The sequence below is a fragment of the Streptomyces antibioticus genome (genome assembly GCF_002019855.1).
Lineage (GTDB): Bacteria > Actinomycetota > Actinomycetes > Streptomycetales > Streptomycetaceae > Streptomyces > Streptomyces antibioticus_B.
This window is the reverse complement of the sequence record NZ_CM007717.1, coordinates 4,655,358-4,677,219: the sequence shown is the minus strand read 5'-3', so window position 1 is coordinate 4,677,219 and position 21,862 is coordinate 4,655,358. Positions and strand designations below refer to the sequence as shown.

Annotated in this window: 20 protein-coding genes; 7 read left to right on the top strand and 13 right to left on the bottom strand. The window is 73.0% G+C overall.

Annotation, left to right across the window (positions count from 1 at the left end):
* Nucleotides 1-162 precede the first annotated feature (162 nt).
* From AFM16_RS21195 to AFM16_RS21180, 4 genes are all read left to right on the top strand, one after another.
* Nucleotides 163-1,521: an aspartate aminotransferase family protein gene (locus AFM16_RS21195; RefSeq protein ID WP_078634281.1), complete on the top strand. Its 1,359-nt coding sequence runs from the start codon at nt 163-165 to the stop codon at nt 1,519-1,521.
* A gap of 179 nt (nt 1,522-1,700) precedes the next feature.
* A complete protein-coding gene (locus AFM16_RS21190) occupies nt 1,701-2,402 on the top strand; it encodes a GntR family transcriptional regulator (RefSeq protein WP_030782026.1) in 702 nt (233 codons plus the stop codon).
* Nucleotides 2,399-4,939 carry a dolichyl-phosphate beta-glucosyltransferase gene (locus AFM16_RS21185; RefSeq protein WP_078634280.1) on the top strand — a complete coding sequence of 847 codons (2,541 nt, stop codon included), beginning with the start codon at nt 2,399-2,401 and terminating at the stop codon, nt 4,937-4,939. The genes AFM16_RS21190 and AFM16_RS21185 overlap by 4 nt, the downstream gene beginning before the upstream one ends.
* Before the next feature lie 114 nt (nt 4,940-5,053).
* Complete coding sequence (locus AFM16_RS21180) at nt 5,054-5,704, top strand: putative DNA-mimic protein (protein ID WP_030782020.1); 651 nt, start codon at nt 5,054-5,056, stop codon at nt 5,702-5,704.
* A gap of 16 nt (nt 5,705-5,720) precedes the next feature.
* Here the strand turns inward: AFM16_RS21180 and AFM16_RS21175 are convergent, their stop codons facing one another.
* From AFM16_RS21175 to AFM16_RS21160, 4 genes are all read right to left on the bottom strand, one after another.
* Complete coding sequence (locus AFM16_RS21175; protein ID WP_078634279.1) at nt 5,721-6,014, bottom strand: DUF3303 family protein; 294 nt, start codon at nt 6,012-6,014, stop codon at nt 5,721-5,723.
* A gap of 33 nt (nt 6,015-6,047) precedes the next feature.
* Nucleotides 6,048-6,776 carry a hypothetical protein gene (locus tag AFM16_RS21170; RefSeq protein WP_078634278.1) on the bottom strand — a complete coding sequence of 243 codons (729 nt, stop codon included), beginning with the start codon at nt 6,774-6,776 and terminating at the stop codon, nt 6,048-6,050.
* 62 nt (nt 6,777-6,838) lie between these two features.
* Nucleotides 6,839-7,051, bottom strand: coding sequence for a hypothetical protein (locus AFM16_RS21165; protein ID WP_030782103.1), 213 nt, complete (start codon nt 7,049-7,051; stop codon nt 6,839-6,841).
* A gap of 38 nt (nt 7,052-7,089) precedes the next feature.
* Nucleotides 7,090-8,373, bottom strand: a complete 1,284-nt coding sequence (locus AFM16_RS21160; protein WP_030782010.1) for an adenylosuccinate synthase — start codon at nt 8,371-8,373, stop codon at nt 7,090-7,092.
* A 245-nt stretch (nt 8,374-8,618) separates the two neighbouring features.
* Here AFM16_RS21160 and AFM16_RS21155 point away from each other — a divergent pair, with 245 nt between their 5' ends.
* Nucleotides 8,619-9,509, top strand: coding sequence for a diacylglycerol kinase (locus AFM16_RS21155; RefSeq protein WP_078634277.1), 891 nt, complete (start codon nt 8,619-8,621; stop codon nt 9,507-9,509).
* 10 nt (nt 9,510-9,519) lie between these two features.
* On the opposite strand, the gene AFM16_RS21150 is transcribed toward AFM16_RS21155, so the two are convergent.
* Nucleotides 9,520-10,020 (bottom strand): GbsR/MarR family transcriptional regulator, encoded by a 501-nt coding sequence (locus AFM16_RS21150; RefSeq protein ID WP_078634276.1) that lies wholly within the window; start codon nt 10,018-10,020, stop codon nt 9,520-9,522.
* A 73-nt stretch (nt 10,021-10,093) separates the two neighbouring features.
* Here AFM16_RS21150 and AFM16_RS21145 point away from each other — a divergent pair, with 73 nt between their 5' ends.
* On the top strand, nt 10,094-10,993 hold the full coding sequence (locus tag AFM16_RS21145; protein WP_078634275.1) for an ABC transporter ATP-binding protein: 900 nt from the start codon (nt 10,094-10,096) through the stop codon (nt 10,991-10,993).
* Nucleotides 10,990-12,576 (top strand): ABC transporter permease, encoded by a 1,587-nt coding sequence (locus AFM16_RS21140; RefSeq protein ID WP_078634274.1) that lies wholly within the window; start codon nt 10,990-10,992, stop codon nt 12,574-12,576. The genes AFM16_RS21145 and AFM16_RS21140 overlap by 4 nt, the downstream gene beginning before the upstream one ends.
* 47 nt (nt 12,577-12,623) lie before the next feature.
* Here AFM16_RS21140 and AFM16_RS21135 read toward each other — a convergent pair whose 3' ends face one another.
* The 8 genes from AFM16_RS21135 to AFM16_RS21100 form a co-directional block, all read right to left on the bottom strand.
* Nucleotides 12,624-13,841 (bottom strand): cytochrome P450, encoded by a 1,218-nt coding sequence (locus tag AFM16_RS21135; RefSeq protein ID WP_078634273.1) that lies wholly within the window; start codon nt 13,839-13,841, stop codon nt 12,624-12,626.
* A gap of 107 nt (nt 13,842-13,948) precedes the next feature.
* Nucleotides 13,949-14,611, bottom strand: coding sequence for a response regulator (locus AFM16_RS21130; protein ID WP_030781993.1), 663 nt, complete (start codon nt 14,609-14,611; stop codon nt 13,949-13,951).
* Nucleotides 14,608-15,957 carry a sensor histidine kinase gene (locus AFM16_RS21125; protein WP_030781991.1) on the bottom strand — a complete coding sequence of 450 codons (1,350 nt, stop codon included), beginning with the start codon at nt 15,955-15,957 and terminating at the stop codon, nt 14,608-14,610. Before AFM16_RS21125 ends, AFM16_RS21130 begins: the two co-directional genes overlap by 4 nt.
* A gap of 125 nt (nt 15,958-16,082) precedes the next feature.
* Nucleotides 16,083-16,760: a response regulator gene (locus AFM16_RS21120; RefSeq protein ID WP_078634271.1), complete on the bottom strand. Its 678-nt coding sequence runs from the start codon at nt 16,758-16,760 to the stop codon at nt 16,083-16,085.
* Nucleotides 16,757-18,244 (bottom strand): sensor histidine kinase, encoded by a 1,488-nt coding sequence (locus tag AFM16_RS21115; protein WP_078637040.1) that lies wholly within the window; start codon nt 18,242-18,244, stop codon nt 16,757-16,759. The genes AFM16_RS21120 and AFM16_RS21115 overlap by 4 nt, the downstream gene beginning before the upstream one ends.
* A 52-nt stretch (nt 18,245-18,296) precedes the next feature.
* Complete coding sequence (locus tag AFM16_RS21110; RefSeq protein ID WP_078634270.1) at nt 18,297-19,553, bottom strand: acyltransferase family protein; 1,257 nt, start codon at nt 19,551-19,553, stop codon at nt 18,297-18,299.
* The gene (locus AFM16_RS21105) at nt 19,546-20,619 is read right to left on the bottom strand and encodes an alpha/beta hydrolase (RefSeq protein ID WP_078634269.1); all 1,074 of its coding nucleotides are present in this window, start codon (nt 20,617-20,619) and stop codon (nt 19,546-19,548) included. Before AFM16_RS21105 ends, AFM16_RS21110 begins: the two co-directional genes overlap by 8 nt.
* 209 nt (nt 20,620-20,828) lie before the next feature.
* Entirely contained in the window at nt 20,829-21,716 is an 888-nt protein-coding gene (locus AFM16_RS21100; RefSeq protein ID WP_078634268.1) for an alpha/beta hydrolase, read from the bottom strand.
* Between the last annotated feature and the right edge of the window lie 146 nt (nt 21,717-21,862).

Sequence of the window (21,862 nt, the reverse complement as noted above, 5' to 3'; positions counted from 1 at the left end):
TCTTCGTATGACAGGATGCTGTCAGTTATGCAGCATGCTGTCAATCCCTGCTCCCCGCTCCCCCACGCGCTCCCCCACGCCCGACAACCTGTCGCGGAAAGGCCCCGACCGCAGACAGGACGCCGATACCGCTTCCGCATCGCGGACATCTACGCTCGCGCCATGACCCCTCAGACCGACCCCCGGGCCGGCGCGGCCGTGAAGGCCGCCGACCGCGCGCACGTCTTCCACTCCTGGTCAGCGCAGGACCTCATCGACCCGCTCGCCGTGGCCGGCGCGGAGGGGTCGTACTTCTGGGACTACGAGGGCAAGCGGTACCTCGACCTCACCAGCGGGCTCGTCTACACCAACATCGGCTACCAGCACCCGAAGGTCGTCGCCGCGATCCAGGAGCAGGCCGCGCGCCTGACCACCTTCGCGCCCGCCTTCGCGGTCGAGTCCCGCTCCGAGGCCGCCCGGCTGATCGCCGAGCGGACCCCCGGCGACCTGGACAAGATCTTCTTCACCAACGGCGGCGCCGACGCCGTCGAGCACGCGATCCGCATGGCCCGCCTGCACACCGGCCGCCCCAAGGTGCTCTCGGCCTACCGCTCGTACCACGGCGGTACGCAGCAGGCCGTCAACCTCACCGGCGACCCCCGTCGCTGGCCCTCCGACAGCGGCTCCGCCGGGGTCGTACGGTTCTGGGCGCCGTACCTGTACCGCTCGCGCTTCTACGCCGAGACCGAGGAGCAGGAGTGCGCGCGGGCGCTGGAGCACCTGGAGACGACGATCGCCTTCGAGGGGCCCGCCACGATCGCCGCGATCATCCTGGAGACCGTCCCCGGCACCGCCGGGATCATGGTCCCGCCGCCCGGCTATCTCGCGGGCGTGCGGGAGATCTGCGACAAGTACGGGATCGTCTTCGTCCTGGACGAGGTGATGGCCGGGTTCGGGCGCACCGGTGAGTGGTTCGCCGCCGACCTCTTCGGGGTCGTCCCGGACCTGATGACCTTCGCCAAGGGCGTGAACTCGGGATACGTCCCGCTCGGCGGCGTCGCCATCTCCGGCGCCATCGCGGAGACCTTCGGCAAGCGCGCCTACCCCGGCGGCCTGACCTACTCCGGGCACCCGCTGGCCTGCGCCGCGGCCGTCGCGACGATCAACGTCATGGCGGAGGAGGGCGTCGTCGAGAACGCCCGGAACCTGGGCGCGTCCGTCGTCGAGCCCGGCCTGCGGGAACTCGCCGAACGGCACCCGAGCGTCGGCGAGGTGCGCGGCGTCGGCATGTTCTGGGCGCTCGAACTGGTCAAGAACCGCGAGACCCGCGAACCGCTGGTGCCGTACAACGCGTCCGGCGAGGCCAACGCGCCGATGGCCGCCTTCGCCGCCGCCGCCAAGCAGGCCGGCGTGTGGCCGTTCGTGAACATGAACCGCACCCACTTCGTGCCGCCGCTGAACACCGGCGAGGCCGAGTTGAAGGAGGGCCTCGCGGCCCTGGACGCGGCCCTCACGGCGGCCGACGCGCACACGGAGGGGTGAGGAGAGGGGTACAGAGGGCCGACGGAGGGCTGACAGAGAGCCGAGAGTGGAGTGACAGGCGGCGCACATGTTTCGCGCCCCGTTCGCACCGGCTCTTGAATTCCTCGAACGCGTAAGGTGGCGTGCTCGTACACAACGGCGAGCACGCCATCGACCCGTACGAGGGAGACACCCCGAACATGCCCGGCAGCAGTGGCAACGGCGCCGTGACGCGCAGCACCCTGCGGCAGCAGATCGCCGACGCGCTCCGCGACGAGGTGCTGGCGGGACGGCTCCAGGCCGGGCAGGAGTTCACCGTCAAGGAGATCGCCGAGCAGTACGGCGTCTCCGCCACCCCGGTCCGCGAGGCGCTGGTGGACCTCTCGGCGCAGGGGCTGCTGGAGGCCGACCAGCACCGCGGCTTCCGGGTGCACGCGTACTCGGTCGCCGACTACCGGGGCATGATCGAGGCCCGCGCCCTGATCATCGAGGGGATGTTCCTGCGCATGGAGCAGGACAGCGAACGCTTCCACCACCCCGACGACCCCCGGATAGCGGCCGCCGTCGCCGGGGTGCGGCGGCGCGGCGAGGAGGCCCAGCGGGCCGCGACCGCCGGCGACCTCACCGTGCTGATCGGCTACGACCTGCGCTTCTGGCGGGAGCTGTCCGCCCTGTTCGGCAACCCCTACCTCGCCGACTTCCTGCACCGGCTGCGGGTGCAGACCTGGGTGTGCACGGTGCAGCATCTGCGCCGGCTGAGCGATCTGCGCGGTCATCTGTGGTCCGGGCACACCGACCTCGTGGACGCCCTGTACCGCCAGGACACCGGCACCGCCCGCGCGATGCTCGCCGCGTACAACGCCGACTCCGTCGCGCTGATCGAGCGCCTGGCGGCCGGATGAGCGCGGAGGGCGCGCTGGAACAGCGGGCGGGCGACCTCCCCGGCCCCGCACCGGCCCACACGGCACCGGCCGACCCTCCACCGGCCCACACGGCACCGGCCGACCCCCCACCGGCCCCCTCCGGCACCGCCGTCCCCGACCTGTCCGTCGTCGTCCCCGCCTACGACGAGGAGCAGCGGATCGGCCCCACCCTCGACGCCGTCACCCGGTATCTCGGGGCGTCCGGCGGGAGTTGGGAGGTCGTGGTCGCCGACGACGGCTCCACCGACGGCACCCGCGAGGTGGTCACCGGCCGACGGGACCCCCGGATCCGGCTCGTCGGCGACCCGGTGAACCGGGGCAAGGGGCACGCCCTGCGGCTCGGGATCGCCGCGAGCCGGGGCCGCCGGATCCTCGTCATGGACGCCGATCTCGCCGCGCCCGTCGAGGAGTTGGCGCATCTGGAGCGGGCGCTGTCCGAGGGCCGCGCGGCGGCGATCGGCTCCCGTGCGGTGCCGGGCGCCACGCTCGGCGCGCGCCAGCGCCGGATCCGCGAACTCCTCGGCACCGCGGGCAACTTCCTCATACGCGGGACCACCCTGCGCGGCATCCGCGACACCCAGTGCGGCTTCAAGCTGTTCGACGGCGACAAGGCCCGCACCGCGTTCGCCGCCTCCCGGCTGGACGGCTGGGCCGTGGACGTGGAGGTGCTGCGCCACTTCCGGCGGGCCGGATGGCCGGTCGCGGAGGTCCCGGTGCACTGGTCGCACCGGCCCGGCTCCAAGGTCCGCCCGCTGGACTACCCGCGGTTCCTGCGCGACCTGGTACGGCTGCGGCTCCCCTCCGTACGGCCCGCGGACGCCCTGGCCGTCGCCCTCTTCCTGGTCCTGTCCGTCGCGCTGTACTCGGGGCGCGTGTTCGACCCGGCCCACCGCTATCTCACCGACTCCCTCCAGGACCAGAACCAGTGGGAGTGGTTCTTCGCGGTGACCGCCGACAACGTGGCGCATCTGCGCAACCCGCTCTTCACCGGCCTCCAGGGCTTCCCCGACGGGGTGAACCTGATGGCCAACACCACCATGCCGGGCCTGTCGGTCCCCCTCACGCCCGTCACCCTGCTCCTCGGCCCGGCCGTCACGCTCAGCCTGGTGATGGTGCTGGGCCTGGCCGCCACCGCCGCCGCCTGGTACCGGCTGATCCTGCGCCGGCTCGTCCGGGGGCGCGCGGCCGCCTTCACCGGCGCCGCGCTCGCCGCGTTCGCGCCCCCGTTGGTCAGTCACGCCAACGCGCACCCCAACTTCGTCGTCCTGTTCATGATCCCGCCGATCGTCGAACGCGCCCTGCGCCTCACCAGCGCCGGCACAGCGCGGACCCGGGACGCGGTCGTCCTCGGCCTGATGGCGGCCTACCAGCTCTTCCTGGGCGAGGAGGCCCTGCTGCTCGCCGCGCTGGGCATGCTGCTGTTCGCCCTCGCCCACGCCGCCGTACGCCCGGACGTGGCGCGCACCGCCGTACGGCCGCTGCTGCGCGGTCTGGCGGTGGCCGCCGCCGTCTGTCTGCCGCTCGTCGTCTACCCGCTGGCCTGGCAGTTCTCGGGACCGCAGAGCTACACCGGGATCGAGCACGGGCCGGGCACCGCCAACACCGTGCGCGCGCTGCTCACGTTCGCCGAGCGCTCCCTGCTCGCGGGCGACGCGGCCCGCGCCGACGCCCTGTCCCTCAACCCGACCGAACAGAACGCCTTCTACGGCTGGCCCCTGGTCCTGCTCGCCCTCGCGATCACCGTACGGCTGCGGCGGCGGCCCGTCGTCGTCGCGCTGGCCCTCACCGCGCTCGCCGCCGCCGTGCTCTCCCTGGGCTCCGCCGTGCACGTCCCGTTCACCCAGGTCACGGTCCCCGGACCGTGGGCGCTCCTGGCCGGGCGGCCGCTGTTCGAGTCGGTCATCGAGAGCCGGGTCGCGCTGGTCTGCGCCCCGCCGCTCGGCATGCTGCTCGCCCTGGCCGTCGACCGCCTCACCCACGCCCGCCGCCCCGGCACCCGGTACGCCGGACTGGCCGTCGTCTGCCTCGCGCTGCTCCCGCTCGTCCCCGCCCCGCTGCGGTCCGAGCCGCGCGCCGAGGTGCCCGCCTTCTTCACCGACGGGACCTGGCGGTCGTACGTCCGCGACGGCGAGACCCTGGTCCCGGTGCCGCTCGCCGAACCCGCCGACGCCGAGGCCCTGCACTGGCAGACCGCCACCGGCCTGGGCTTCCGGATGCCCGGCGGCTACTTCAACGGCCCCTACGGCGACGGCGACCGCAGCGGTGTCTACGGCGTCCCGATGCGGTTCACGGCCGGTCTGCTGCACGACGTCCGGCAGACCGGTGTCGTCCCGGTCGTCGACGACGGCGCGCGGGCCGCGGCGCGGGCGGACCTGGCGTACTGGCGGGCGGGGGCGCTGGTGCTCGGGCCGCAGCCGCACGCGGACGCGCTGCGCGAGACGGTCGACAAGCTCGTGGGCCGCCGCGGGGGGCGGGTGGGCGGAGTGTGGGTATGGGACCTGCACGGGAGGAGCTGAGAGGGGCTGTACCGACTACTCTTCCCTGACTGTCCGATGACTGTCCGACGCACCATGGGGTACACCGGGTGACACCGGCCCGCTGCCGCCGACCCGCTGAGTGAGGAGCTCTCTTTGGCCTGTGACCTGTGGCTGGTACCGCTCGTCGACGTGTTGTGCCACACCCCCGACAACCCCTTCGCCGACGAACTCGCGCAGTACAACGACGTGCTGGCCGCCTCGGGGCTCCCCCCGGTGCCGGTGTTCCAGTACATGCCGGGCCTGTCCGGCGAGGTCGCCCCGGTGGCCGGCTTCGACTACGACGCCCTGCACTTCCTGCGCCGCGTCTATCTGCTCCAGGTCTGCGGACTGCCGGTGACCCCCGTGGACGAGCTGGGCGGCGACTACGAACAGCTCCTGGAGATGTTCGAGTCGACGGCCCAGCAGTCGCATCTGGTCTGGCACTACGACCACGCGGGCGCGTACGTCCCGGTGGACTTCCCGCAGCCGCTGGCCAACGACGAACTGCTCGCCGGGGGCGGCCCGTTGGGCTCCGCGCAGGCCCTGCTGCGGGAACTGGAGTTCGTCGCGCCGGCCATCGGGATCGATCCGGCGAACCCGCCCTCCGCACCGCAGGCGCCGTCCGCGCCCACGGAGTTGGAGGAGCCCGCCGTCCCGGCGCCCTACGACCCGAGCCCCTTCGCGCGCGAGCGGCACGTCTGGCTCGGACTGCACGCGGCGGCGACCCGGAGCCTGGCCCAGGGATCGATGATCGTGTTCAGCTAGAGGCCGGCCGTGCGGCTCAACGCCCCAGCTCCGAGAGGCCCTTCTGCACGTCCGCCATGTCCATCACCGGGCTGTAGGTCAGCTCGCCGTTGAGGTTGAGGAAGAACGGCTCGCTGATCACCGGCAGCTTGGAGGGGTCCTCCAGGTCGAAGACGATGAAGGCGGTGCGCCGGCCGTGGTCGGTGGTGAAATAGGCGGCCTCGGGCTTGATCTGCTCCATCGTCTCCTGCATCAGCTTGCCCAGCGTGCCGTTGCGGATCGCCTCGTTCGCCTTCTCCGTGTCCATGCTCGCCTTGAGCAGTACGCGCATCGCGCTCACCTTCTCCGGGAGATTGCGGCAGTTTCAGGTTATTCCGGTTTGCCGGACATCACCCTCCGGCCGGTCCCAGCCGTAGATCAGCACGGCCCCCAGAGAGACCACCACCGCCTCGACGGCCGGGACCAGCCACCAGGCCAGGCCGGTCCACACGCCGAGGAGCCCCAGGGCGACGGACACGCTCACCGTCAGGATCAGCAGCCGCCTGCCGTACGGCCGCCAGGCGAACCACGGGTTCGGGCCCGGTCCCAGCAGCCGCGCGCCGCCGAACACCAGCGCCAGGGCGGCCAGCAGGCCGAGGCCGGTACCGAGTGCGGCCGGCATCTGGGGTTCGTCGCGCGGGGCGTCGGAGGTGCGCTGGCGGACGCCGCGGGCGTCGCTCTCGGCGATCGACACGACCTCGCCGCGCCAGACCGTGCCGGTGATCCGGTCCCCGGGCCGCAGCTCCTCCAGCACCGGGCCGGGATCGCCGAAGACCACGCCACCGTCCCAGTAGGGGGTGCCGGACAGGGTCGCGCGGAGTCCGCCCCTCTTCCCCCGGTCGACCTTCGTGGCGTCGACGGTGAACGTCACCGTCCGCAGACAGTCCTCGTAGGCCCGCACGGGCGCGCTGCCGGGGCAGGGCGGGGCCGTCTCGTAGGCCCGGTAGGTGACGCGGTCCGAGACCAGCCAGGTGGTGAAGGCCGCCCGGCAGCCCAGCGCGGCGAGCACGGACAGCGCGAGCAGCGCCAGCCCCTTGAGCCGGGTCCCGATCATCGCCGCCCCCTTCCGTCGGGGGGACAGACGATCACCAGGGGTCGAACAGTTGCACGGGCGGGTCAGGGCCGGCCGATCAGCGTGATCTCCGGCGGCCACAGCACCCCGCTCGCCAGCAGCAGACAGGGCCCCAGATGCACCGCGCAGACCCGCAGCGCGGGCAGCCGGTACCGGGCGACCTCGAAGACGGCGGGGTCGTCACAGCCGGTCCCGCCGGCCTGGTCGCCCTCACCGCCGTAGGGGCCGCGGCAGCGGGCGTTCCGGTGGACGCTCATCTCTCGATTGTCCTTCGCCGGAACGCCCGTCACCTGGCCTACAGGAACGAGTTGATCTCGATCGTCTCGTCCCGGCCCGGGCCCACGCCGATCGCGGAGATCGGGGCGCCGGACATCTCCTCCAGCGCCTTGACGTAGTTCTGCGCGTTCTTCGGCAGGTCGGAGAACGACTTGGCCTTCGTGATGTCCTCGGACCAGCCCGGCAGGGTCTCGTAGACCGGCTTCGCATGGTGGAAGTCGGACTGCGAGTACGGGAGTTCCTCGACGCGCTTGCCGTCGATCTCGTACGCCACGCAGACCGGGATCTGCTCCCAGCCGGTGAGGACGTCGAGCTTGGTGAGGAAGAAGTCCGTCAGGCCGTTCACCCGGGTCGCGTAGCGGGCGATGACCGCGTCGAACCAGCCGCAGCGGCGGTCCCGGCCGGTGGTGACGCCCCGCTCGCCGCCGATGCGGCGCAGCGCCTCGCCGTCCTCGTCGAACAGCTCGGTCGGGAACGGGCCCGAGCCGACGCGGGTCGTGTAAGCCTTCAGGATGCCGATGACCCGGCTGATCTTCGTCGGGCCCACGCCCGCGCCCGTGCAGGCGCCGCCCGCGGTCGGGTTCGAGGAGGTGACGAAGGGGTACGTGCCGTGGTCGATGTCGAGGAGCGTGCCCTGACCGCCCTCGAAGAGGACGACCTTGTCGTCGTCCAGCGCCTGGTTGAGGACCAGGACCGTGTCGGTGACGTACGGAGCGAGCTTCTCCGCGTAACCGAGCAGTTCCTCGACGACCTGGTCGACGGCGATCGCGCGCCGGTTGTACAGCTTGGTCAGGAGCTGGTTCTTGCCGTCGAGCGCCGCCTCGACCTTCTGGGTCAGGATCGACTCGTCGTAGAGGTCCTGGACCCGGATGCCGACCCGGTTGATCTTGTCGGCGTAGGTCGGGCCGATGCCGCGGCCGGTGGTGCCGATCTTGCGCTTTCCGAGGAAGCGTTCCGTCACCTTGTCGACAGTGACGTTGTAGGGCGTGATGATGTGCGCGTTGCCGCTGATGAGCAGCTTCGACGTGTCGACTCCGCGCTCGTTCAGACCGCTCAGCTCGGAGAGCAGGACCGACGGGTCGACGACGACGCCGTTTCCGATGACCGGCGTACAGCCGGGGGAGAGGATCCCGGAAGGGAGGAGGTGGAGTGCGTACTTCTGGTCACCGACGACGACCGTGTGGCCGGCGTTGTTGCCGCCCTGGTAGCGCACTACGTAGTCCACCGAGCCACCGAGCAGATCGGTGGCCTTTCCCTTGCCTTCGTCACCCCACTGAGCACCGAGCAGCACAAGTGCGGGCACGCGCGTACACCCCTTCCGGGTGGGGCATGTCCAAGGTCAGGGGCGTACGCGGCGGCTTTTCACACCACCGCGTGCACCGCGACCGTCGTTGGCCGCAGCTCGGCGACCGTCGTTGGCCGCACCGCGACCGTCGCCGGTCGCACACCGTCGGACCCGGATGCCCCGGAATAGACGAAGCCCCTGGCGCAATAGCGCAAGGGGCTCTTGCACAAAGATGCTACCCGAGGAAGCGAGGCAGGACCGAGGTGGCGACTTTCGCGACGCCGGACCAGCTACTGGTGATCATCGATCCGGTCGCTCGGAGCACGGACGGGGAGTCCGTACGGATCGCGAAAGACGTGCTCGGCGCGGGTGCGGCGAGTACGAAGGTCTGTCTGCCGGAGAGCCCCGAGGAGTTCGCCCGGATGCTCCAGCGGCGAGGGTCCCGGCGGCCGGTACTGATCGGTGACGACCGTGCGCTGGTGCGGACGGTGGCCCTGCTGCACCGGCGCCGGGAACTGGCCGGATGCGTGCTGTCGGTGGTGCCGGTGGGCCCGGTGCTGGGCGTCGCGCACGCGCTGGGGGTGCCCACGGGCGCGGTGGCGGCGGCCCGGGCCGTCCTGGACGGCACCGAGCGGCGTCTCGACGTGCTGGTGGACGACAGCGACGGGGTGGTCCTCGGCGCGCTGCGGATCCCGCCGCTGCCGGCGGAGTCCTCGGCGGCGGATCCGTCCGGCGCCGGTTCCTCCGGCGCTCCGTCCTCCGGCGGCGGGCCGCACGGGCGGCCCTGGCTGCACTCCCTGGTCCGCACCCTCGCGCACTCCCGGACCGCCCGGCCGTCGCGGCTCGCCGCGGCCCCGCCGTCGCCCGGCCCCGCCCGGCTGCGGGTCGAGGTGGACGGGGAGACGCTGGTCGACCTGGACCAGCCGGTGGAGGCCGTCTCGGTGACACCGGGCGCCTCCGGTACGGCGGAGGTGGTCGTCCGGCCGCTGTCGCTGGGCGCGGACGCGGCGCCGATCGAGGCCCGGGGGCGGACCGTGACCGTCTCCGGGGCGGACTTCCGCTACCGCGCGGACGCGTCGGTGGCGGGTCCGGTACGGCGACGGACGTGGACGGTGCGGGAGGGGGCGCTGGGGCTGATGCTGCCGGAGCGGTGAGACCTCGCGCTCAGGGCGTGCCCCGGCTCTCGCCGAAGAGCTGCTCGCGATGGGTGCGCCAGCGTTCCATCATGGCCGCGACCTCGCCCTCGACGAACTCGAAGAAGGCGAGGGTCTCGGCCATCCGGCGGCCCGCGGGCGTATCCGCGCCGAGGCTCGCCACGCCGTCGCGCAGGGCGGCCTCCCAGCGCTTGATGACCGCCTCACGGTTGGTCAGGGCCTCGTACCACTGGTCGCCGCGCACCCGGTAGCGCTCACGGCGCGAGCCGGGTTCCCGCTCGCGGGAGACCATGTGGGTCTGGGCGAGGTAGCGCACCGCGCCCGAGACCGCCGCGGGGCTGATCCGTAGCTGTTCGCCGAGTTCGGCGGAGCTGAGCACGCCCTCGTCGGAGGAGAGCAGCGCGGCGAACACCCGGGCGGGCATCCGCTGCATCCCGGCCTCGACGAGCTGGGCCGCGAAGCCCTCGACGAACCTCGACACCGCCTCCGCGTCCCGCCCGCTCTCGCTCATACGCCTCATCCTAACTTCGGTTCACGCACTTCCTTAACTTCACAAATTTCTGAAAGAAGCGTACGTTCGGAGCATGACGAAGGCCATCACCGTCTCCGGACTGCACAAGTCCTTCGGCCGCACCCACGCCCTCGACGGCCTCGACCTGGAGGTCGCCTCCGGTGAGGTGCACGGCTTCCTGGGCCCGAACGGCGCCGGCAAGTCGACCGCCATCCGGGTGCTGCTCGGCCTGCTGCGGGCCGACGCCGGCACCGCCCGGGTCCTCGGCCGCGACCCCTGGGCCGACGCGGTCGACCTGCACCGCCGTATCGCCTACGTCCCCGGCGACGTCACCCTGTGGCGCAACCTCTCCGGCGGTGAGGTCATCGACCTGTACGGCAGGCTGCGCGGGGGCCTGGACCCCGCCCGCCGCGCCGAGCTGACCGCCCGCTTCGAGCTGGACCCGACGAAGAAGGGCCGCGCCTACTCCAAAGGCAACCGGCAGAAGGTCGCGCTGGTCGCCGCGTTCGCCTCGGACGTCGACCTGATCGTCCTGGACGAACCGACCTCGGGCCTCGACCCGTTGATGGAGGAGGTCTTCCGGACGTGCGTCGAGGAGGAGCGGGCGAAGGGGCGCACGGTGCTGCTCTCCTCCCACATCCTCAGCGAGGTCGAGGAGTTGTGCGACCGGGTCAGCATCATCCGCAAGGGCCGCACCGTCGAGACGGGCTCCCTGGCCGACCTGCGCCATCTCACCCGGACCAGCGTGACCGCCGAACTCGCCACCGAGCCAAACGGGTTGACCGGGCTGCCCGGGGTGCACGACCTCGACATCCAGGGCAAGCGGGTGCGGTTGCAGGTCGACACCGATCAACTGGACGCCGTGCTGCGGTCGTTGACCGCCTCCGGCGTACAGTCGCTGACCTCGACCCCGCCGACGCTGGAGGAACTCTTCCTCCGCCACTACCGGGACGACGAGGTGACGGCCCGATGACCGCCCTCACCGGCACCGGCACCCTGCTGCGCTTCGCGCTCCGCCGCGACCGGCTGATGATCCCGGTCTGGGTGGCCGTCAACGCCCTGATGGTCCTCTCCATGCCGGGCACCCTGGAGAGCCTCTACGACAGCCCCGCCGACCGCGCGGACCTGCTGCGCCAGATGGACACCAACGCCTCCCTGCGCGCCCTGATCGGACCGGTCTTCGGCGACTCCGTCGGCGCGCTCACCGCCTGGCGGGTCGGCGTGTACGCGGGCGCGCTGGCCGCCGTGACCGGCCTGCTGGTCGTCGTACGGCACACCCGGGACGAGGAGGAGAGCGGCCGGGCGGAGCTGATCGCCTCCGGTGTGGTCGGCCGCCGGGCCTCGCTGACGGCGGCACTGCTCGCGGCCGGGGTCGCGAACGGCGTGCTCGCGCTGCTGGTGACCGCCGGTCTGGCCGACCGGGGTGCGGCGGGGGCGGCGGCGTTCGGGCTGGGGCTCGCCGGGGTGGGGGTGCTGTTCGCGACGACCGCCGCGATCGTCGCGCAGCTCACCGAGAGCGCGCGGCTCGCCCGGGGGCTCACGGCGGCGGTGCTCGGCGCGGCGTTCGTGCTGCGCGCGGCGGGCGACTCGGCGCGCGCGGACGGCTCCTCGCCGCTGACCTGGCTGTCCCCGCTCGGCTGGCTGGAGAACCTGCGGCCCTACGCCGGCGAACGCTGGTGGGTGCTGGGCCTGTTCGCCGCCGCCATCGCGCTCCAGACCACCGTCGCCTATGTGCTGGCCGGGCGCCGGGACGTCGGCATGAGCTTCCTGCCGACCCGGCCGGGACCGGCGTCCGGCCGCCTGGGCTCGGCGGGCGCCCTCGCCCGGCGGCTCCAGCGGGGCGCGGTGACCGGCTGGAGCGTCGGCTTCCTGCTGGCCGGCGTGGTCTACGGCGGACTCACGGACGGCGCCGCCGACCTGGTCCGCGACAACGACAAGGCCCGCGAGATCTTCGAGCGGATGGGCGGCACGGCGGGGCTCACGGACACCTTCCTCGCCTCGATGATCGGCATGCTCGGCCTCATCGCCTCGCTCTACATCGTGGGATCGGTGCTGCGGCTGCACGGCGAGGAGACCTCCGGACGCGCCGAACCCGTGCTCGCGAACGCGGTCGGACGGCTGCGCTGGGCCGCCGGCCATCTGGTGATCGCCTTCGGCGGCGCGGCCCTGATCATGCTGCTCGCCGGCCTCGGCTTCCTGACCGGCCTCGGCCTGGTCGGGGACCTCGGCGACCGGGCGGGCCCGGTCCTGGGCGCCTGTCTGGTGCAGCTCCCCGCGGTGTGGGTGATCGGCGGACTCACGGTCCTGCTGTACGGGACCGCCCCACGGCTCGCGCCCGCCGCGTGGGGCGTGGCGGGCGCGGTCCTGCTGATCGGCTGGGTCGGCCCGGCCCTGGACGCCCCGCGCGCGGTGCTGGACCTGTCACCCTTCGGCCATCTGCCCAAGCTGCCGGGCGGGGAGATGGAGTGGCGGCCGGTGCTGGTCCTGACGGGGCTCGCGGTGCTGCTGGTGGCGGGCGGGCTGGTGGGCCTGCGGCGCCGGGACGTGACGACCTGAGGCTCTTCCGACTGACGGCTGTTGGCTGACGGCTGTTGGCCTCCGGCTCACACGGTGACGTCGAGGCCCTCCAGTCCCCGGATCACGAAGTTCGGCTTGCGGCGGGGTTCGGAGGCGAGGGCCAGGCCGGGGGCGCGCTCCAGGAGGGCCGTCATCGAGGCGGCCAGCTCGATCCGGGCCAGCGGGGCGCCGATGCAGTAGTGGATACCGGCGCTGAACGAGATGTGCGGGTTGTCGGCGCGGGTGAGGTCCAGCCGCTCGGGGCGGTCGAAGACGGCCGGGTCGTGGTTGGCCGACCCGAAGAGCATGGCGATCTCCGCGCCCCTCGGGATCGTCGTGCCGTCGATCTCGATGTCGTCCAGCACCCAGCGCTCGAAGAGCTGGAGCGGGGTGTCGTAGCGCATCAGCTCCTCCACGGCGGAGGGGACCAGGGTGTGGTCGGCGCGCAGGGCCGCGAGCTGGTCCGGGTTGCGGAAGAGCGCCCACCAGCCGTTGACGGTGGCGTTGACCGTCGCCTCGTGCCCCGCGTTCAGCAGCAGCACGGCCGTGGAGATCAGCTCCTGCTCGGTGAGCCGGTCGCCCTCGTCGTGCGCCTCGATCAGGCCCGACATCAGGTCGTCGCCCGGCTCCTTGCGGCGGGCCGCGATCAGCTCGCGCAGATAGTCCGAGAACTCGACCGACGCCCGCACCGCCCGCGCCGCCGTCTCCTCGGAGGGGTTCAGCTCGTACATCCCGCAGATGTCCGCCGACCAGGGCCGCAGGGGTGCCCGGTCCGACTCCGGGATGCCCAGCATCTCGGCGATCACCGCGACCGGCAGCGGCTCGGCGACATCGGCGAGCAGATCCCCGCCGCCCGCCTCCACCAGCCGGTCGACCAGTTCCCCGGCGAGCCCGGCCACATACGGCTTGAGCCGCTCGACCGTGCGGGGCGTGAACGCCTTCGACACCAGCCGCCGGATCCGGGTGTGGTCCGGGGGCTCCAGGTCGAGCATCCCGTGGTCGTTCAGCGTGTGGAACGGCTCGTGCTCGGCCGGCGGCGCGGTCCGCCCGAAGTCCTCGTGCGTGAACCGGTGCTGGTAGGTCCGGCCCAGCCGCCGGTCCCGCAGCAGCGCCGACACGTCCGCGTGGTGCGGCACCAGCCACTGGTCCGTCGGCCCGTACCGGATCACCCGCCCGCGCTCCCGCAGCTCGGCGTAGGCCGGATACGGGTCGGCCACGAACGCCGGGTCCCAGGGATCGAAACGAAGCTCGTCGACTGCTGCCATGCACGGACGCTAGCCGCTCAGGGGCCCGCTGACCAGGGTGGTCCCACCCACCGCACCGCCCGCTGCCACACTGAGTCCCGGGCGGCGGCACTGGCCCGGTACCCGGCCTAGCCCGGTGTCACCAGGCGGGCCTCGTAGGCGAAGACGGCTGCCTGGGTGCGGTCGCGCAGGCCCAGCTTCACCAGGATCCGGCTGACGTGGGTCTTGATGGTGGACTCCGCGACCACCAGCCGGCCCGCGATCTCGACGTTGGACAGACCGTGGGCGATCAGGACCAGCACCTCCGTCTCGCGCTCGGTGAGGTCGCCGTAGGACGCCTGGGCGGGGGCGAGCCGGGGGACGTCCGCGAGCTTGGAGAACTCGGTGATCAGACGCCGGGTGACGGAGGGCGCGAGGAGCGCCTCGCCGGACGCCACCACCCGCACCCCGTCCGCCAGTTGCCGGGCCGAGGCGTCCTTGAGCAGGAAACCCGAGGCTCCCGCCCGCAGCGCCTGGTAGACGTACTCGTCCAGGTCGAAGGTGGTCAGCACCAGGACCTTCGCCGCGCCGTCCGCCGCCACGATCTCCCGGGTCGCCTCGATGCCGTTCAGCTCCGGCATCCGGATGTCCATCAGGACCACGTCCGGGGAGAGTTCCCGGACCCGCTCGACCGCCTCACGGCCGTTGACCGCCTCGCCGACGACCTCGATGTCCGGCATCGCGTTCAGCAGGACGGAGAAGCCCTCGCGCACCATCATCTGGTCGTCCGCGATCAGTACCCGGATCGTCATGCCGCACCCTCGCTCACGGGAGGCACCGGCAGGAACACCGTCACCTCGTAACCGCCCGCCGGGGTCGGCTCCGCCGTCATCTCGCCGTTCAGCATGGTGACCCGCTCGCGCATCCCCGTGATGCCGTGCCCCGCGCCGGGCGACGGCTTGACCAGGGACGGGTTGGGCGGCGGGTCGTTGACTATCCGCAGCCCCAGCCCGCCGAGCACATAGCCGATCTCGACCCGGGCGCCCGCGCCGGGCGCGTGCCGCAGGCTGTTGCTCAGCGCCTCCTGCACGATCCGGTACGCCGACAGCTCCACACCCTGGGGAAGCTCGCGGACCGCCCCGGTGACCGTCTTCTCCACGGCCAGGCCCGTCTCCCGGACGTTGGACAGCAGGCCCTCCAGGTCGGCCAGGGTGGGCTGCGGGGTGTCCGGCGCCTCGTAGTCCTCGGCGCGGACCACGCCCAGGACCCGGCGCAGTTCGGTGAGGGCCGCCACCGCGTTCTCCCGGATGATGGCGAACGCCCGCTCCAGCTCCTCCGGCGGGTTCTCCACCCGGTAGGGGGCGGCCTCGGCCTGGATGGCGACCACCGACATGTGGTGCGCGACCACGTCGTGCAGCTCACGGGCGATGGTGGTGCGCTCCTCCAGCAGCGTGCGCCGGGAACGCTCCACCGCGGTCACCGTCTGCTGGGCCGACACGTCCTCCTCGGCCTGCCGGCGGATGTGCCACACGGTGACCGCCAGCAGGAGGATCGCGGAGAGCACCAGCATCGGCGCGGCGTTCGACCCGTAGTAGCTCTGGAACGCCGTCTCGGCGACGAAACCGTAGAACGCGGTCAGCACCCACATCCAGGCCGCCGTGCGCGGCCGGGTGCGTATCGCGACGACCGTGAGCACCAGCAGGTGCGAGACGAAGCTCGGCGGCGGCCAGGGGTAGTCGCCGGACGAGCTGCCGACGGCGCCGACGACCACGGTCGAGACCAGCGACAGCCAGAACGCGCCGACCGGCCGCACCAGCGTCAGCAGCACCGGCGCCACCGCGAGCAGACCGATCACCGTGGAGAAACCGGTGCCCCCACCGGCCCCCCAGGCGACCATCATCGTCAGCAGCGCGCCCGCCACCACCAGAGCGTGCCGCGACCAGGTGGCGTACTCCCGCTTGCGGCCCTTGAGCCGGCCGCTGACCGGGCCCTTGGGCTCCCTGCGGGGCAGCGGGCGGTAGGCGAAGGCGTCGAGGAAGAGGTCCTGCCGCATGCCGCGCAGGGCGTCCATGGCCGCCCGGATCTCCGGGCTCCTCGGCTGATAGGCGCCGTGCGGGTCGTCCTGTGGCGTCATGTGCGTCTGCGTCGTCTCGGTCACGGTGAAAACGGTAGGCGGAGGAGGGTACCGCGGTCGTCACCAGCAAGAGGGGTTCCAGGGCGTCCGCCTCAAGTACTACGGGGCTGACGGGAGGCCCCTCAAGAGCGCCGCGGCATGCGGCCCGCTCAGTGTCCCGAGGGTCTCACCAGCCCCGATTCGTACGCGAACATCGCCGCCTGCGTACGGTCCCGCAGGCCCAGCTTCACCAGGATCCGGCCCACGTGCGTCTTGACGGTCTGCTCGGCGACGAAGAGGTGCCGGGCGATCTCCGCGTTGGACAGGCCCTGCGCGATCAGGGTGAGCACCTCCGTCTCGCGTTCAGTGAGATCCCCGACGCGCTCCTTCAGGGGCGCCCTCGGGGTGCCGTTCAGCCGGGAGAACTCCGCGATCAGCTTGCGGGTGACGCCGGGCGCGAGCAGCGCGTCGCCGGCCGCCACCACCCGGACCGCCTCGGCGAGCTGGTCCGCGGAGGCGTCCTTGAGCAGAAACCCGGACGCCCCGGCGCGCAGCGCCTCGTACACGTACTCGTCGAGGTCGAAGGTGGTGAGCACCAGCACTCTCGTGCCGGGGTGGGCGGCGGTGATGATCCGGGTCGCCTCGATGCCGCCCATCTCGGGCATCCGGATGTCCATCAGGACGACGTCCGGGGAGAGTTCGGCGGCCCGGGCGACCGCGTCCACCCCGTCCACCGCCTGCCCGATCACCTCGATGCCCGGATGGGCGTCGAGCAGCACGGTGAAGCCCTGCCGGACCATCTGCTGGTCGTCGGCGATCAGTACACGGATGGTGGCACCGCTGGTCATCGTCGCTGGTCTCCTGCTTCTCCTGCCGGGGGTTTCACGTCTGCGGTCGGGGACGAGTCGCCGTCTGCTGTCGAGGGCGGGTCGCCGTCTGCTGTCGGGGGCGGGTCGTCGTCCGGGAAGATCAGCTCCAGGCCGGGCGGTGGGTCCAGGTCCCGGACCGGCGGCTTGACGCCGTCCTTCGGGAGGAACGCCGAGACGATGAACCCGCCGTGCAGCGTCGGATGGGCCATCACATGCCCGCCTAGCATCACGGCCCGCTCCCGCATGCCGAGCAGACCGTGCCCGGCGCCCGGGGAGGGCCGCACCGGGGCCTCGGGGCGGGAGTTGAGTATCTCCAGATACAGCCCGTCGGCCATGTGGCTGACCGTGACACGCACCGCCGAACCCGGCGCGTGCCGCAGCGCGTTGCTCAGCGCCTCCTGCACGATCCGGTACGCCGAGAGCTGCACGCCCGGCGGGTACGCCGCCGCCTCGCCCGCGACGACGGAGGTGACGTCGAGCCCGGCGGCCCGGGTGTTGTCGAGCAGGGCGTCGAGCCGGTCGAGGGTGGGCTGCGGGGTGTCCGGCGCGGCACCGGTGCCGGCCGCGCCGAGACCGTAGGGGTCCTCGGGGTTCTCGGACCGCAGCACGCCGAGCACCCGGCGCAGTTCGGCGAGGGCCTCCAGGGCGTTCTGCCGGATGCCGGCGAGGTTTTCCTTCAGCTCCTCCGACGGGTTCTCCACGAGGTGGGGGGCGACCTGGGCCTGGATGGAGATCACCGACATGTGGTGCGCGACCACGTCGTGCAACTCCCGTGCGATGCGGTTGCGTTCCTCCAGCAGGGTCCGCCGGGCCCGCTCCTCGGCGGTGATGCCGGCCTGTTCCACCAGTTCGTGACGGGCCTCCCGACGGCCGCGCAGGGCGGCGCCTATGAGGACCACGACCGCGAACAGCGCCACCGCCAGCACACCGGTCGGCGTGTGGTTCGCGCCGCCGATTCCCCCCTGGATCAGGTACGTGAGCAGCGCGGTCAGCACCAGTGCCTCCACCGCCACCCTGGTGCGCACCCGCAGGGCGAGCAGCAGCAGCACCACGCAGTGCGCGACCATGCCGGGCGGGCCCCACGGCCAGCCCGGCAGCTCCGGATGCCCGGCCGGCCGCGGCGGGTCCAGGAGCCCGCCGCCGAGGGAGGGGAGATCGGCGAGCAGCTCCCCGCGGGCCCCCAGGGCGGTCAGCGCCCACACCGTGAGCGACAGCCACCAGGCAGGCACCGGACGCCACAGCGCCAGCACCACCGCACCGCCCTGCGCGAGCGCGCACAACGTGCCGAACTGCGGCCCGAGCCGGTAGCGGTCCGCCAACTGGTCGAGGTTGGCGATCGTCGTACCGAGCGCGACCAGACAGACCAGGCCGTGCGGCAGCCACCTCAGCCAGACGGACGGCGGGAGGGGGTCGGCCTTGGCCGTCCACAGGTCGTCACGCAGGATCCGCAGGGCCCGGATCATCCAGCTCTGCACCCTGGTCAGCACTCTCTCCACCCCGTTCGTCCGCCTCACCCTAGTCACGCCGTGCCCTCCGCGCGTCCACCAATTCCCGCCGCCCGCCGGTCAGTACGACCCGCGACCGGTCACGACGGTCCGCGCCGCTCCGGCCGTGCCGATCACGCCGGGTGCGCCGCCCTCCGCCGCTCTCGAAGCCGTGGAACGCCGCCCGGCAAACCCCTAGCACCAGCGCGAACACCGGCAGCCACAGCAGCCGGAGCGCGGCCCAGGCCGGTCCGTCGGGGACCGTGTGCAGGCCGGGCAGTCTGCCGACGAGGAGGCCCAGGGCGGTGGTGGCCATCAGAGCCGTCTGGTGCCAGAGGAACACCGTCATCGCGGAGAGGTTCACCAGCGCCACGGCCGCCCAGGCCAGGGGACGGCGCATCACGCGGCGCAGCCGGTCGCGCAGCAGCAGCGCCAGTCCGCACTGGGCGAGACCGAAGGTGACGGCGGCCAGCGTCGGCGGGTCGAGGTTGGAGACGGCCGCGCCGGGCACGCCGACCATCGACGCCGGATAGCCGGCGAAACCGACCAGGACCGCCGTCGTCACCGCACCGCCGAGCAGCAGGGTCCAGGCCGCGCGCGGCCGCTCCAGCTCACCCCGGGCCCAGGCGGCGCCCAGGGTGTACGGCACCAGCCAGCCCGCGAGGACGTTCACCCAGCCGAGCCAGGCGGGACCGCCCAGACCGAACCGCACCAGGTCGACATGGAGGACGACGGCCAGCGGCCACAGCGGACTGAGCCGGGCCAGCAACGGCGTCGCCGCCGTCAGCACCGCGAACACCAGCAGGAACCACATCGGGGACAGCGCCAGTTTGACGACGGTGTGCACGGTGACGAACGACGCGCCGCCGAGCAGCAGCCCGGCCGCGGCGACCGACCACACCGCGAGGACCGCGAGGACCGGCCTGAACAGACGCTTCAACCGGGCCGCCAGCCAGGTGCGGTGGACACCGGCGTGGATCCGGCCGTGAACGCCCGCGCGGGTGTGGGCCGAGGCAAGACCGCGGGTCGCCACATGGCCGCCCACCATGAAGAACACCGCCAGCGTCTGGAACACCCATGACACCGGGGCCAGCCAGGGCATGTGCCCGAGCGGGCTCGCGGCACGCAGCGCGCCGCCGTCCGCGACGAGCGCCGTCACCAGCCAGTGGCCCAGGACGACCCCGCCGATCGCCAGGGCCCGCAGGGCGTCCACCGCACGGTCCCGCCCGGGCGGGGTGGCGGCGTCGATCCGGACGGCCGCCCGCCTGATCGTCGTCGGCTCACGCACCGGTCACCTCCGCGGTCTCGCCGAGGACGATCCGGGCGAGGTTGGCCAGACAGACCGAGCCCGGAGCGAAGTAGTCGCTGTGCCCGCCGGGTCCGGCGGCGAAGACCCGGGCACCGAAGGACGGGGACACCGGGTCGGTGCCGAAGCCGACGGTCGTGCCGAACAGGCCGGCGCTGACGTGCGGGACGTTCTCCACCCAGTCGCCGCCTCCGATCGCGGCCCAGATCCGCGCGTCGGTGCGCAGGTCCGCCGCCGAGTCCACGCCCGTGCCCGGGCTGCCCAGCAGGACGATGTCGGACACCTCGAGCCGGGGCGCGGCACGGCCGCACACGACCGTGCCGTACGAGTGGCACAGGAGGGTGACCTGGGCCTTCGGCCCGCTGACGGACCGCAGTTCACGCACGAACGCCCGTAGTGCCGGGGCGGCTTCGGCGGCGCGGTCCGGGGTGATCGCCGTGGTGCTGACCGTGCCCGGTGTGGTGTAGCCGAGCCAGGCCACCACGGCGGTCCGGGTGCCGGGCGGAGCCTCCCGGGCGAGCTGTCTGTGCATGGCTGCGGCGGCCCGGTGGAAGCGCTCGTAGGTGTCCAGCGAGGTGTCCGAGCCGGGGACGAGGACGGCCGTGCGGTCCGCGTGCGCGAGGTCGCCGAACACCTCCACGGCGCGGCCCGCGCCTCTGCCGTCGAAGGCGAGCAGCTTGCGGGAGGGGGAGGCCAGGGTCCGGTCGGACGCGGCGCGATGCCGGTCGCCGTGCGCCTCGGCCATCCGCGCGGCCAGTGCGGCGTTGGCCCGGTTGGCGGTGTACGCCTCCTCCAGCGTGCCCGCCGTCAGGGGGCCGAGGCTGGCGGGTGCCGGGGCGGGGATGCGGGGGCGGACCGCTGCGGTGAGCGGGACGACCACGGCGGCGGTGACGAGCCCGGCGAGCAGCAGCCGTACCCAACGGCTCCAGCGGAACCCGCCCCGTCCGCGAGCCGTTCCTCGGAACCCGGCACGTCCGTGATCCGCTCCTCGGAACCCGCCCCGCCCGCGAGCCGTTCCTCCCTCGGCACGTCCTTCGACCGCTGCCATCCCGCCCCTCCCCCGCCGGTCGGCCCGCTCATCGGGCCTGCCTGACTGGGAAGTTACGGATCATCAGCCGTCACCCGCGTCCCACCGGGGAGCCGTTCTCCGCCGTAGCTCTCAGGTACTACGGGTACGACGGGGGCCCCTCGGACACCGACGCCACCGGGACACCCTCGCCCCCACCCCGACCCTCACCCCGACCCCCGCCCCCACCCTCACCAAGCCAACTGCGCGATCTCCTCCGCCACCACCGCGCACGCGTCCGCCGCCGGGTCGATCAGCGGGAAGTGGCCGACGTCCTCCAGCAGGGTCAGACCGACCACCTCGCCCGCCTTCGCCGCCGCGTCCGCGTACGCCTCGGCGACCGCCTGCGGTACGACGAGGTCCGTGCGTCCCTGGACCAGGGTCGTGGCGATGCCGGTCGGCAGCAGGAGCGCGGGGTCGGCGTACGGCCGCCGCTCCTCGAAGTGCTGCTCGCCGCCCAGGAGTTGGCGGACCGCGCCGCCGCAGACGTCCAGCTTCTCCGCGACCGCGAAGTCCGCGATCGGGGCGAGGGCGACCACGCCCCGCAGGGGGACGGGGCCGTCGGCCCGCCAGGGCGCACCGGGCGGCAGCACATGCCGGGCCGCCGCCCACAGGGCGAGGTGGCCGCCCGCCGAATGCCCGGTGAGGACCACGCGCCGGGCGTCGGCCTGGGGCAGGACCTTCGCCACCAGCGCCGGAACCGCGTCGAGGGCGGCGGCGACATCGTCGAAGGTGTCCGGCCAGCGCCCGGCGACGGCGGATGCGGCAACGGCGGGTGCGGCGTCGGCCGGCCCGCGCCGGTACTCCACGCTGGCCACGGCGAACCCGCGCCGGGCGAGGAAGTCCGCGAACGGGCTGACGTGCCGACGGTCGTACGGCGCGCGCCACGCCCCGCCGTGCAGGACGACGACGAGCGGCGCGGCACCGCCCGGACCGGCCTCGGTCTTCGGGGCGTAGAAGTCGATCACCTGGTCGGGGTGGTCGCCGTACGGGGCGGTGGCGTCGGGGTCGACCGGCGGGTGCGAGAAGGCCGACTCCTCCTCGGCGGCGGCCCGGGCAGCGACGACGTCGTCCGGCATGCTCCAACCTCTCAGCGGTTCAACGGATTTGGACGGGCAGGGGGTGGCCGACCAGGTGAGAATCCGGCCGTTGGCCGGGACGGTATCAGGCCCGTGACGTGCGCGAACATGCGGATGTCACGCACGGTGAAGGGGAGACGGCTCTG

What these genes read in the sequence shown, in the direction of transcription:
- AFM16_RS21195 (WP_078634281.1), top strand. Translation starts at nt 163, where the DNA reads ATGACCCCTCAGACCGACCCCCGGGCCGGCGCGGCCGTGAAGGCCGCC.
- AFM16_RS21190 (WP_030782026.1), top strand. Translation starts at nt 1,701, where the DNA reads ATGCCCGGCAGCAGTGGCAACGGCGCCGTGACGCGCAGCACCCTGCGG.
- AFM16_RS21185 (WP_078634280.1), top strand. Translation starts at nt 2,399, where the DNA reads ATGAGCGCGGAGGGCGCGCTGGAACAGCGGGCGGGCGACCTCCCCGGC.
- AFM16_RS21175 (WP_078634279.1), bottom strand. Translation starts at nt 6,014, where the DNA reads ATGCGCGTACTGCTCAAGGCGAGCATGGACACGGAGAAGGCGAACGAG.
- AFM16_RS21170 (WP_078634278.1), bottom strand. Translation starts at nt 6,776, where the DNA reads ATGATCGGGACCCGGCTCAAGGGGCTGGCGCTGCTCGCGCTGTCCGTG.
- AFM16_RS21165 (WP_030782103.1), bottom strand. Translation starts at nt 7,051, where the DNA reads ATGAGCGTCCACCGGAACGCCCGCTGCCGCGGCCCCTACGGCGGTGAG.
- AFM16_RS21150 (WP_078634276.1), bottom strand. Translation starts at nt 10,020, where the DNA reads ATGAGCGAGAGCGGGCGGGACGCGGAGGCGGTGTCGAGGTTCGTCGAG.
- AFM16_RS21145 (WP_078634275.1), top strand. Translation starts at nt 10,094, where the DNA reads ATGACGAAGGCCATCACCGTCTCCGGACTGCACAAGTCCTTCGGCCGC.
- AFM16_RS21140 (WP_078634274.1), top strand. Translation starts at nt 10,990, where the DNA reads ATGACCGCCCTCACCGGCACCGGCACCCTGCTGCGCTTCGCGCTCCGC.
- AFM16_RS21135 (WP_078634273.1), bottom strand. Translation starts at nt 13,841, where the DNA reads ATGGCAGCAGTCGACGAGCTTCGTTTCGATCCCTGGGACCCGGCGTTC.
- AFM16_RS21130 (WP_030781993.1), bottom strand. Translation starts at nt 14,611, where the DNA reads ATGACGATCCGGGTACTGATCGCGGACGACCAGATGATGGTGCGCGAG.
- AFM16_RS21120 (WP_078634271.1), bottom strand. Translation starts at nt 16,760, where the DNA reads ATGACCAGCGGTGCCACCATCCGTGTACTGATCGCCGACGACCAGCAG.
- AFM16_RS21115 (WP_078637040.1), bottom strand. Translation starts at nt 18,244, where the DNA reads ATGATCCGGGCCCTGCGGATCCTGCGTGACGACCTGTGGACGGCCAAG.
- AFM16_RS21105 (WP_078634269.1), bottom strand. Translation starts at nt 20,619, where the DNA reads ATGGCAGCGGTCGAAGGACGTGCCGAGGGAGGAACGGCTCGCGGGCGG.
- AFM16_RS21100 (WP_078634268.1), bottom strand. Translation starts at nt 21,716, where the DNA reads ATGCCGGACGACGTCGTCGCTGCCCGGGCCGCCGCCGAGGAGGAGTCG.